The following is a 10,491-nucleotide window of genomic DNA, read 5'->3' as shown; positions in this document are numbered from 1 at the left end:
CGCTGCAATTGGACAGGGGGGGGGGGGGGTGGGCGGGGGGGGTGTCAGCCGCATGGATGCGGCTGCCAAGCCCCCAGGGACGGGTTCACGGCGTCCCCGCACTCCGACACCGCCCCGCCATCCCACGCCATGCCAGCTGTTGCTGTTGCTGTTGCTCCGGCCGTTGCTTCGGCAGGTGCAGGGCGTAGCCCTGCCAAAAAAACACACATAAAAAAACAGCAGGCCGAGGCCTGCTGTTTCGGTGTAATGGTGCGCCCGGAGAGATTCGAACTCCCGACCGCCTGGTTCGTAGCCAGGTACTCTATCCAACTGAGCTACGGGCGCCAATTACATAAACTTGTTGTGCTGATTGTGTATGGTGCGCCCGGAGAGATTCGAACTCCCGACCGCCTGGTTCGTAGCCAGGTACTCTATCCAACTGAGCTACGGGCGCGCGGTACACAATCAAATTTTAAAGCATTTCCAGCGGCGGATGCTGAAAACCTGTCGAGTGGTGCGCCCGGAGAGATTCGAACTCCCGACCGCCTGGTTCGTAGCCAGGTACTCTATCCAACTGAGCTACGGGCGCCCTGCGACAGGAGCGGAATTATGCGGATGTCGGCGCATACCGTCAACAGTTTTGTGAAAATTTTCACCCAACTGAATGAAAAAGCTGTCAGCCACGGCCTGCGGGGCCTTCAGCCAGGCGAAATGATCGGCGCGCGTGCCCAGTTCCTGCGCAGAAAGCACGCGCAGCTGTGCGGCCACATTCGGCAGTTTCGCCAGCAGCGTCTGCATCGATCCGGTCGGTGCCAGCCAGTCGTGTTCCATCACCACCGCTTGTGCGCTGCCATGCACGCGCGCCATCTGCGCGTCGAGGTCCTCGTCCATGCCGGCCGCGGCGTAGTGATTGTTCAGCCCCACGCGCGCCCAGTCGGCAATCAGTCCGCGCGCCTCCGTGCCACCGAAACCGAGGCGGCGACCATGCAGCACGCCCTGACGCTGCGCGATCCACGGCAGGAAGCGGTAGACCAGTGGCAGCAGCCAGCCACGCGGCGGCGGGAAGCCGCGCCAGAACGGTGATCCGCTGGCGGCCAGCCACAGCCGGTTGAAGCGCTGCGGGTTGCGGCCGGCATGCACGCAGGCCAGCTGCCCGCCCAGACTGTGGCCGCCGATGATCCAGGGCAGGGCGCCTGCTTCCTCGTCTGCCGTGGCCAGCACGGCCTGGCTGCCCGGCAGATCCTGTTCCAGTACTTCGCGATAGCCCCAGTCCTGCGTGCGCGACGGCCGCAGTGAACTGCTGCCGTTGCCGCGCCACTCATGCAGGTACACCGCGATCCCCTTCGCCGCCAGCGCCTGTGCCAACGGCAGGTAATGGCGTGCGGCCACGCCCAGTGCCGGCAACCACAGCAGGCGCGCGATGGGCTGTGCGGGCACGCAGGCGATCACTTCGTAGTGGTGGCCATCGTCGCACTGCACGGCAACGGTGCTGGGTGTCAGCGTCATGCGTGCGGTGCCGCGCCGAAATGGTCGAGCACCAGCACCTCGCTGCGGCCCGGCGCGTAGCCTTGCTGCAGCCCGCGTGCAACGTAGTCGATGCCGGCTTCGCAGGCGTTGGCCAGGCTCAGGCCGTTGCACAGCTGCGCGGCGATGGCCGAGGCCAGCGTGCAGCCGGTGCCGTGCGCATCCAGCGGCAGGCGGGCGTGGATGAATTCTTCGCTGCTGACGCCGTCGAAGTAACGGTCGATCACGCGAGTGCCCTCATGCAGATGTCCGCCCTTGAGCAGCACCGCGCCGGCACCGAGGTCGAGCAGGGCGGAGGCGGCCCGTTCTGCGTCTTCGCCGTCGCCGATGTTCCGGCCCACCAGCAGTTCCGCTTCAGGAGTGTTCGGGGTGATCAGCGTGGCCAGCGGGATCAAGCGCTCGCGCATCGCCTGCAGTGCGCTGTCTTCAAGCAGGCGTGCGCCACTGGTGGCAACCATCACCGGGTCCAGCACCACATGCGGCGGCCGATGGCGCTCCAGCGCGTCTGCGACAGCGTTGATGACCTCGGCGTTGGCCAGCATGCCAAGCTTCACGGCATGGATGTCGAAGTCGTCGAAGCAGGCCTCCAGCTGTGCACGCAGGAAGTCGATCGGTGGGACATGCACGGCGATGACGCCGCGGGTGTTCTGTGCGGTCAGCGCGGCGATCGCCGAAAGACCATGCACGCGATGCGCGGCGAAGGCTTTCAGGTCGGCCTGGATGCCTGCGCCACCACCGGAGTCGGAGCCGGCGATGGTGAGGGCGGAAACGGGAGTGGTCGGGCTCATCCTGCGATTGTGCCGTGGTCCCGCATGCGCGGGTAGATCCACGCCATGCGTGGATGCCTTTGATCCGTTAGACGGGGTCAGATCCCTCCTTCTGCGGAAAAGGGATCTGACCCCGGAGCACGACCCTCATCGCCGCCAACGTGCCCACAGCTGGTACACCACATAGCCCAGCCCGGTCAGACCGGTCAGCAGGGCGGGGGCGAGCAGGGCGTCGTACTGCCAGCGCACGAACAGCCAGGCGCCGATGACGCCGCCGGCGAGGAAGCCGCTGATGATCAGTCCGCTGAGGGTCAATCGCCGTACCTGCAGCGGCAATCCGCGCAGCAGGTGGCCCAGGCCGATGCCCAGGTCGGTGAACATGCCGCTGAGATGGGTGGTGCGCACCACCGCGCCGCTGAAGGTGGTGGCCATGGCGTTCTGCAGGCCGCAGGCCATCGCGGCGGCCAGCGCGCCCCAGATCTGCTGCTGTTCGAACAGCGGAATGGCCACCAGCAGCAGTGCCGACTCCAGCGCCAGCGCCACGCCGTAGCGACGCCCCAGTTGCAGGGTGCTGTCCTGGATCAGCAGGCCACTGAGCATTGCCCCCAGCGAGAAGGCGATCAGCAGCCCCCACAGATGGCCGACCGCGCGCCAGTCACCCTGCGCCAGCGCCATGCCCAGCTGGCTGGTGCTGCCGGTCATGTGGCTGACCGCCTGGTGCTCGAAGCCGAGGAACCCGACCACGTTCACCATGCCAGCCACGCAGGACAGCGCCACCGCGCCGATCCAGACCCAGGTGGGCAGACGGATTCCCATCGACGGGCCCCTCAGGGCCCGCCGAGGCCGCCGTTGAACTGCAGCTCGCTGAAGGTGTTGCTGGACGGATCGAACACCGCGCCCCAGAACTGCGCGCCGCCATCGCAGACGCGGATCGCTTCACGGGCCGGGTTGATGCCGCTGTCGTCGGGCAGGTGGAAGGCATTGATGTAGATCAGTCGCTTGCCGGCGCTTTCGATGCCGACGTACTGGCGGTCGAAGTCCAGCACCTTCGGTACCTGTGTTTCCAGCGACGACAGCTTCGCCTCCAGCTGGTCGACCTGCTGCCGGCTGGGTGCCCAGTAACCCGAGACCCGCCCGGCCTCGCGGCCGGGACTGGCGCGCGAGCAGGTGTCGAGCACCTGCGCGGCGATGATCGGACGGGTGACCACCCAGGACTGGCCCGTGCGTTCGGTGGTCGGCACGCTGGCCGGGCCACGCGTGGTGGTGCAGGCGCCGAGCACGACGGCGAGGGCAATCGCCGTCGTCGGCAGCAACAGGCGGGTGCGGCGGTTCACAACACCTCCGAAGCGTAATCGGCCAGGCGCGAGCGTTCGCCACGGCGCAGGGTGATGTGCGCGCTGTGCGGCCAGTTCTTGAAGCGATCCACCGCGTAGGTCAGGCCCGAGGTGGTCTCGGTCAGGTAGGGGGTGTCGATCTGCTCGACGTTGCCCAGGCAGACGATCTTGGTGCCGGGGCCGGCACGGGTGATCAGCGTTTTCATCTGCTTGGGCGTGAGGTTCTGCGCCTCGTCCAGGATCAGGTAGCGCGACAGGAAGGTGCGCCCGCGCATGAAGTTCATCGAGCGGATCTTGATGCGGCTGGCGAGCAGGTCGTTGGTGGCCTGGCGGCCCCAGGTGCCGCCTTCCTGGTTGTGCGTCAGCACTTCCAGGTTGTCGGTCAGCGCGCCCATCCACGGCGTCATCTTTTCCTCCTCGGTGCCGGGCAGGAAACCGATGTCCTCGCCGACGCTGACCGTGGCGCGGGTCATGATGATCTCGCGGTAGCGCTGCTGGTCCATCGTCTGTGCCAGGCCGGCGGCCAGCGCCAGCAGGGTCTTGCCGGTACCGGCGGTGCCGAGCAGGGTGACGAAGTCGATCTCCGGGTCCATCAGCGCGTTGAGTGCGAAGTTCTGCTCGCGGTTGCGCGCGCTGATGCCCCACACGGCATGGCTGCCATGGCGGAAGTCATCGACCAGCGACAGCACCACCTTGCCATCGCCGACCACGCGGCTGACCCGCAGCTCGACTTCGTCTTCGCCGGGCAGGTAGACGTACTGGTTCGGGTACCACTCCTCGCCGTCCAGCGCCCGGATTTCGTAATGGGTGCGGCCCTTGTCGCTCCAGCTGCGCAGGTCGTCGCCATGGCGCTTCCAGAAGTCTTCCGGCAGTTCGGTGGCGCCGGTGTAGAGCAGGCTGAAATCGTCCAGTGCGCGGTCATTCTCGTAGTCCTCGGACACGATGCCGGCGATGGCGGCCTTGATGCGCAGGTTGATGTCCTTGGAAACGAACACCACCGGCACCTCCGGCGTCTCTTCCTTCAGGGCCAGGATCGCGCCGAGGATGGCGTTGTCCGGGATCACCTGGCCGAAGCTCTTGCCGGCGTCGAAATGACTGGTCTGGAAGCGCAGCTTGCCGGCGCTGTGCTTGCCGCGCAGCTGCAGGCCCTGCGGCCGCTGCAGCGGAATGCCGTCGGCCAGGTTGTCCAGGCCCGAGGCCTGCACCAGCTCGTTGAGGAAGCGGCTCACCTGGCGGGCGTTGCGGCTCGCCTCGGAGGTGCCCTTCTTGCCGTTGTCCAGCTCCTCGATCACCTGCATGGGCAGGTAGACGTCGTGCTCTTCGAATTTGAACAGCGCGGTGGGATCGTGCATCAGCACGTTGGTATCCAGCACGTAGATGCGCTTGCCTCGGGTCATCGTCGATTCCTGGTTACGGACAGGGAAAAACCATCACGTCCTGCTGCAGGGCAGGGTGATGGCGGACACAGTGGGCAATGGGACTCACTTGGACTGGGAGGCCTTCAGCTCTTCGAGAACGGCATCGGCATGGCCGGCGACCTTGACCTTGCGCCAGGACTGCACGATGCGGCTGTCGGGGGAAATCAGGAAGGTGCTGCGTTCGATGCCACGGACCTGCTTGCCGTACATGTTCTTCATCCTGATCACGTCGAAGGCGCTGCACAGCGCCTCGTCGCCATCGCTGACCAGCGGGAACCTGAAGCCCTGCTTGGCGCAGAAGTTGTCGTGCGACTTCACCGAGTCGCGCGAGACGCCCAGCACGACGGCGCCCGCCTTCCTGAACTTCGGCAGCAGCGCGTTGAAGTCGATGCCTTCGGTGGTGCAGCCCGGGGTGCTGTCCTTGGGGTAGAAGTACAGCACCAGCCACTGGCCGGCGTAGTCGCCGAGGGTGGCCTGGTCGCCGCCGGACAGGGCCAGCGGCAGGGAGAGGGTGGTGCTGTCCAGGGTATCGCCGTTGTTCATGAGGTCCTTCTGTCGAGCCTGGGTTCTTTCTACGACAATTGCATGAAACGCCACGCGCCCGTGAGGGACGCGCGAAAAATCAGGAATTCATTCAGAACTTCATCGGGTCCATGATCGCGTCCAGATTCAGATGGTCGCAGAACTCAAGGAAGTCGTCGCGCAGCGCGGCGATGTGCATGTTGGCTGGCACGCCGATGGTGACCTGCGCACTGAACATCTCCGCGCCGGTCTGCATCGCGCGGTAGCGCGTGCTCTGCAGCGTCTCGATGGTGATGCCCTGGCGGTCGAAGAAGTCAGCCAGCTGGAACAGGATCCCCGGCTTGTCGGCGGCGATCACCTCGACGATGTAGGGCAGCAGGTTGGACTGTGCCTGCTTGGCCGCCGTGCGGTACCAGACCAGCTTCAAGCCTTCCTCGCGCTCCAGCCGGGTCAGCATCGCCTCCAGCTTGGCGACCGAGTCCCACGAGCCGGTGGCCAGGGCGGTGACCGAGACATCGCGGCCGACCGTGGCCAGGCGCGCGTCCACCAGATTGCAGCCGCTGTCGGCGATGCGGCGGGTGACGGACAGCAGGGGGGACTCCGGATGCGTCGTATAGGCGTTGATCAGGAGGTGGTTTTCGCTCGGCGCGGGGCGCGGGGTGGTGTCGGTCAAGGCGATTCCGGGTAATGCATGCGTGAGTCTGAATGCCCGCCAGAGGCGGGGATCCACCGGTGTCCAGCATACTTGCCCGTGCTTTCGCGCCGCAAGTAACATTCAGGTCGCCCCCGGCCTTTCGTGGCGGGCGTTTCCCTTCACAGCCAAGAGCAGCACGTCCTTGTCCCTTTCCGGCCTCATCACCGCGCTGGCGACCCCGTTCCGGGCCGACGGCGCCCTCGATCCCGATGGTTGGCAGCGCTTGCTGCACCTGCAACTGGAGGGTGGCGTCCATGGCGTTGTCGTGGCCGGCTCGACCGGCGAAGCGGCGACCCTGACCGATGCCGAGTACGACCAGCTGCTGGCCAGCGCGGTCGAGCGCATCGGCGGCCGCATCCCGGTCATGGCCGGCACCGGCCTGTCGGGTACCGCCAAAACCATCGAGCAGACCCGACGCGCTGCCGCGCTTGGCGCCAGCCACGCGCTGGTGGTCACCCCGCCTTACGTGCGACCCACCCAGGCCGGCCTGATCGCGCACTATCGTGCCGTCGCCGACCAGGGCGGGTTGCCGGTCGTGCTGTACAACGTGCCTGGCCGTACCGGCTGCGACATGCAGCCGGAGACCGTGGCCGAACTGGCCCTCCATCCCAACATCGTCGGCATCAAGGAGGCGGTGGGCGACACCGGCCGTGTGCAGGCGCTGCTGGCGCTGCGCAGCCCGCAGTTCGCTGTGCTGAGTGGCGATGACGGCACCGCCGCACGCTCGATCCAGGCCGGTGTCGACGGCCTGATCTCCGTCGGTTCCAACGTGCTGCCGGGCGCCTATCGCCGGATGTGCGAGCTGGCGGCCGCGCACGACCACGAAGCCACCGGGTCCTGGGATGCACGCCTGCACCCGTTCCACGATTTCTGCGGTGTCGAACCGAACCCGATTCCGGTCAAGGCGCTGCTGCGCCGTATCGGCATCGGCCATGACCTGCGACTGCCGCTGCTGCCGCTGTCGGCGGCGCATCATCCGGCCGCTGATCACCTTGCCGGCGATATCGCCGCCCTCGAAGCCCTTTCCAGCCACTGACCTTCCGTCTTGGTCTGACCCAGGAGATTCACATGCGTCAATCTGTTTCCGCCGTCCGCGTGCTGTCCTACACCCTGCTTGCCGTGGCCGTCGCCGCCGGCACCACCGGTTGCTTCAAGCGTGGCGTCAAGGGCGATTACGCTCTGGCCCCGGAAATGCGTCCGCTGGAAGTGCCGCCGGACCTGAACCTGCCCAACGCGACGGGTGACAACAAGGTGCCGACGCTGGCTTCGGCCACCAAGCCGGCAGCGCCGGCCGCCGCCGCCCCGGCGGTGGGCAACACCGGCTTCACCATTGCCGGTGGCAAGGATGAAGCCTTTGCCAAGGTCGGCACCGCGCTGGAAGGCGTGCAGGGCGTGACGATCGCCAGCCGCGCACAGCTGCTGGGCTCGTACGACGTGGCCTACGAAGGCAGCAACTTCCTGGTCCGGGTGGTGGCTGTGGATGCTGGCGCCTACATCTCCGCCGTCGATCCGCGTGGCCTGCCGGCCACTGCCGAAGCGCCGGTGAAGCTGATCGCCGCGCTGAAGGCGAAGCTGGCGCAGTAATCGCCGGTCGGGTGGGTGCGGGCCCTGGTCCGCGCCCGCTTTGGTAGAGGCCGATCTTGGTTGGCACCTACCGAAAATGGAAAAGGGCGCCCCGGGCGCCCTTTTCTGTTGCCGCAGCGCGCGCTTCTCAGCGCTCCAGCAGCTTCAGCTTGTCCGGCTTGCCGTCCCATTCGCCGGCGTCAGCTGGCGGGTCCTTGCGCACGGTCAGCACCGGCCACGCACGTGACAGCTCGGCATTGAGGGCGACGAAGCCTTCCTGGCCGGCGGGGACATCGTCCTCCGGGAAGATCGCATTGACCGGGCACTCCGGCTCGCAGAGGGTGCAGTCGATGCACTCATCCGGGTCGATCACCAGGAAGTTCGGGCCTTCGTGGAAGCAATCCACGGGGCACACTTCCACGCAATCGGTGTGTTTGCACTTGATGCAGTTTTCGGTGACGACAAAGGGCATGGGCTTGGGGGTGGATCGATTCCTGAACCCGACAATTCTAGAACAGGTTGGCCCCCGGTGTCGGCGCTGGGCGGAAAACGGGCACCTGGCAGGCGCGACCGTGGCCCCCATTGGCGGCGTGGCGGGCCTGTGCGACGCTGCCGGGCGCGCTGGCCCCCTCGGATGGCCGCGCTCCCTTCCCAGCAGGATCGTCCATGTCCCACGCCCAGCCCGGCACTGCCTCCCGCAGCGGTGAGAACACCGCGTTCATCGTCCTGATCAGCTGCGTGGCCACCCTCGGTGGATTCCTGTTCGGGTTTGACAGTGGTGTGATCAACGGCACGGTCGATGGTCTGCGTCAGGCCTTCAACTCCAGCGAGGCCGCACTGGGTTTCGAAGTAGCTTCGATGCTGCTGGGCTGCGCCATCGGCGCTTTCCTGGCCGGCTGGCTCGGCGATCGCCTGGGCCGTCGCGGCGTATTGATCGCCTCGGCGCTGATGTTCCTGGTCTCGGCGCTGGGTGCAGGCGCCGCCCACGCCTCCTGGCTGTTCATCGCGGCCCGCGTGCTGGGCGGCTTCGCGGTGGGCGCAGCCAGTGTGATGTCGCCGGCCTACATCGCTGAAGTCGCTTCGGCGCGCTACCGCGGCCGCCTGGCCACGGTGCAGCAGATGGCGATCATCTGCGGCCTGTTTGCCGCCTTCCTCAGCAACTACCTGCTGGCCCGGGCTGCCGGCGCCTCGACCGAACCGCTGTGGCTGGGCCACGAAGCCTGGCGCTGGATGTTCTGGATGCAGGCGCTGCCCTCGGCCCTGTTCCTGTTGTTGTTGCTGGTGATTCCGGAAAGTCCGCGTTTCCTGGTGCTGAAGGGGCGCCAGGCGCAGGCGAGGGCGGTGTTGTCGCGGCTGTACGGCGAGGGCGCGGCCGCGGCCAAGCAGGCCGAGATCGAAGCCAGCCTGGCCCAGGACCAGCACAAGCCGCGCTTCAGTGATCTGCTCAACAAGGCCACCGGCCGGCTGCGGCCGATCCTCTGGGTGGGCATCGGCCTGGCCATGTTCCAGCAGCTGGTCGGCATCAACGTGGTGTTCTATTACGGCGCGGTGCTGTGGCAGGCGGTGGGCTTCTCGGAGAGCGATGCGCTGCTGATCAATGTGCTGTCCGGTGCGCTGAGCATCGGCGCCTGCCTGTTGACGGTCGTGTTGATCGACCGCATCGGCCGCAGGCCGCTGTTGTGGATCGGCTCGGTCGGCATGTCGGTGGCGCTGGTGCTGATGGTGGTGGCCTTCGCCAGTGGCAGCCTGGCCGACGGTCGCCTGCAGCTGTCCGATGGCATGGGGCGGCTGGCGCTGGTGGCGGCCAACGCCTACGTGGTGTTCTTCAACATGTCCTGGGGACCGGTGATGTGGGTGATGCTGGGCGAGATGTTCCCCAACCAGATCCGGGGCCCGGCGCTGGCGGTGGCCGGTGCGGCGCAGTGGACCTCGAACTTCGCGATTACCGTGACCTTCCCGATGCTGCTGGCCGGCATCGGCCTGGCCGGTGCCTACGGCATCTATACAGTGGCGGCCATCCTCTCGATCTTCTTCGTGGTCCGCTACGTGCGCGAGACCAAGGGCAAGGAGTTGGAGCAGATGGAAGGCTGACGTTGCTCACCTTTTCAGCGCCTCCCTGTTCTGCGGGGAGGTGGCAGGCCCGCCGATCCAGGACACGCCGTAAACCCATCCATGGGGGCTCGATGGCGCCTTGCTCGTGTCCGCTGTCCTGCGCACACGGCAAGACCGGGGCTGGGCATCCTGCCCAGCCCGTCCGGCGCATGCGCCGAACCCATGGCGCCAACGGTCCCGGCTTGAGCTGCCCCGCCTTCGCGTCAGGCATTGCGGTTCCGGCGGATTTTCCGAAGCGCGTCGTCTGGGTGGCTGCGGCCGCCGTCGCGGGAAACTGTCAGGAGGGGGCGGGCCACCCTTGACTGGACCGTTGGCGCCAAGGATGGCGCCATCGAGCACCATGGATGGGCTTTTGCGTGTCCAGGCAAGGGTGGCCCGCCCCCTCCCGCGCAGGAACAGGGAGGCGCCAAAGCGACCAAGCCGATCGATGCTATTGCAAACCCCGGAAAACAAAAAAGCCCGCACGGGGCGGGCTTTTTCGGTTCCTGCGGTGGCGACTGGTGCTCCCTAGGGGACTCGAACCCCTGTTTTAGCCTTGAGAGGGCCACGTCCTAACCTCTAGACGAAGGGAGCATAAC

11 protein-coding genes and 4 tRNA genes are annotated in these 10,491 nt (G+C 66.6%); 3 read left to right on the top strand and 12 right to left on the bottom strand.

Annotation, left to right across the window (positions count from 1 at the left end):
- Window positions 1–247: 247 nt before the first annotated feature.
- The 10 genes from ABH900_RS19800 to ABH900_RS19755 all read right to left on the bottom strand — a co-directional run bounded on the left by ABH900_RS19800 (window position 248) and on the right by ABH900_RS19755 (window position 6,217).
- Window positions 248–324 (bottom strand) — tRNA-Arg (locus ABH900_RS19800).
- A gap of 32 nt (window positions 325–356) precedes the next feature.
- A tRNA-Arg gene (locus tag ABH900_RS19795) sits at window positions 357–433 on the bottom strand.
- A gap of 58 nt (window positions 434–491) precedes the next feature.
- Window positions 492–568 (bottom strand) — tRNA-Arg (locus tag ABH900_RS19790).
- A complete protein-coding gene (locus tag ABH900_RS19785; RefSeq protein WP_429624918.1) occupies window positions 559–1,485 on the bottom strand; it encodes an alpha/beta hydrolase family protein in 927 nt (308 codons plus the stop codon). Before ABH900_RS19785 ends, ABH900_RS19790 begins: the two co-directional genes overlap by 10 nt.
- Window positions 1,482–2,291, bottom strand: coding sequence for a bifunctional hydroxymethylpyrimidine kinase/phosphomethylpyrimidine kinase (gene thiD, locus ABH900_RS19780; protein ID WP_429624917.1), 810 nt, complete (start codon window positions 2,289–2,291; stop codon window positions 1,482–1,484). The genes ABH900_RS19785 and thiD overlap by 4 nt, the downstream gene beginning before the upstream one ends.
- Window positions 2,292–2,417: 126 nt before the next feature.
- Window positions 2,418–3,086: a YoaK family protein gene (locus ABH900_RS19775; protein WP_429624915.1), complete on the bottom strand. Its 669-nt coding sequence runs from the start codon at window positions 3,084–3,086 to the stop codon at window positions 2,418–2,420.
- A gap of 11 nt (window positions 3,087–3,097) precedes the next feature.
- The gene (locus ABH900_RS19770) at window positions 3,098–3,604 is read right to left on the bottom strand and encodes a hypothetical protein (RefSeq protein ID WP_429624914.1); all 507 of its coding nucleotides are present in this window, start codon (window positions 3,602–3,604) and stop codon (window positions 3,098–3,100) included.
- Window positions 3,601–5,001 (bottom strand): PhoH family protein, encoded by a 1,401-nt coding sequence (locus tag ABH900_RS19765; protein WP_429624912.1) that lies wholly within the window; start codon window positions 4,999–5,001, stop codon window positions 3,601–3,603. The genes ABH900_RS19770 and ABH900_RS19765 overlap by 4 nt, the downstream gene beginning before the upstream one ends.
- Window positions 5,002–5,085: 84 nt before the next feature.
- The gene (locus tag ABH900_RS19760; protein ID WP_429624911.1) at window positions 5,086–5,565 is read right to left on the bottom strand and encodes a peroxiredoxin; all 480 of its coding nucleotides are present in this window, start codon (window positions 5,563–5,565) and stop codon (window positions 5,086–5,088) included.
- Between the two features lie 91 nt (window positions 5,566–5,656).
- Window positions 5,657–6,217 carry a glycine cleavage system protein R gene (locus ABH900_RS19755; protein WP_197580250.1) on the bottom strand — a complete coding sequence of 187 codons (561 nt, stop codon included), beginning with the start codon at window positions 6,215–6,217 and terminating at the stop codon, window positions 5,657–5,659.
- A 163-nt stretch (window positions 6,218–6,380) separates the two neighbouring features.
- Here ABH900_RS19755 and dapA point away from each other — a divergent pair, with 163 nt between their 5' ends.
- Both dapA and ABH900_RS19745 read left to right on the top strand, forming a co-directional pair.
- Window positions 6,381–7,274: a 4-hydroxy-tetrahydrodipicolinate synthase gene (dapA, locus tag ABH900_RS19750; protein WP_429624909.1), complete on the top strand. Its 894-nt coding sequence runs from the start codon at window positions 6,381–6,383 to the stop codon at window positions 7,272–7,274.
- A 32-nt stretch (window positions 7,275–7,306) separates the two neighbouring features.
- Window positions 7,307–7,822, top strand: coding sequence for a hypothetical protein (locus ABH900_RS19745; RefSeq protein ID WP_429624908.1), 516 nt, complete (start codon window positions 7,307–7,309; stop codon window positions 7,820–7,822).
- 127 nt (window positions 7,823–7,949) lie between these two features.
- Here the strand turns inward: ABH900_RS19745 and fdxA are convergent, their stop codons facing one another.
- Window positions 7,950–8,273 (bottom strand): ferredoxin FdxA, encoded by a 324-nt coding sequence (gene fdxA, locus ABH900_RS19740; RefSeq protein ID WP_429624907.1) that lies wholly within the window; start codon window positions 8,271–8,273, stop codon window positions 7,950–7,952.
- Window positions 8,274–8,467: 194 nt separating this feature from the next.
- On the opposite strand from fdxA, the gene ABH900_RS19735 reads away from it, so the two are divergent.
- Window positions 8,468–9,892, top strand: a complete 1,425-nt coding sequence (locus ABH900_RS19735) for a sugar porter family MFS transporter (protein WP_429624905.1) — start codon at window positions 8,468–8,470, stop codon at window positions 9,890–9,892.
- A gap of 519 nt (window positions 9,893–10,411) precedes the next feature.
- Here ABH900_RS19735 and ABH900_RS19730 read toward each other — a convergent pair.
- Window positions 10,412–10,486 (bottom strand) — tRNA-Glu (locus ABH900_RS19730).
- Window positions 10,487–10,491 lie beyond the last annotated feature (5 nt).

The organism is Stenotrophomonas sp. AN71 (genome assembly GCF_050435725.1).
GTDB lineage: Bacteria > Pseudomonadota > Gammaproteobacteria > Xanthomonadales > Xanthomonadaceae > Stenotrophomonas.
The sequence above is the reverse complement of the archived record's forward strand: the minus strand, read 5'-3'. Positions and strand labels throughout refer to the sequence as shown.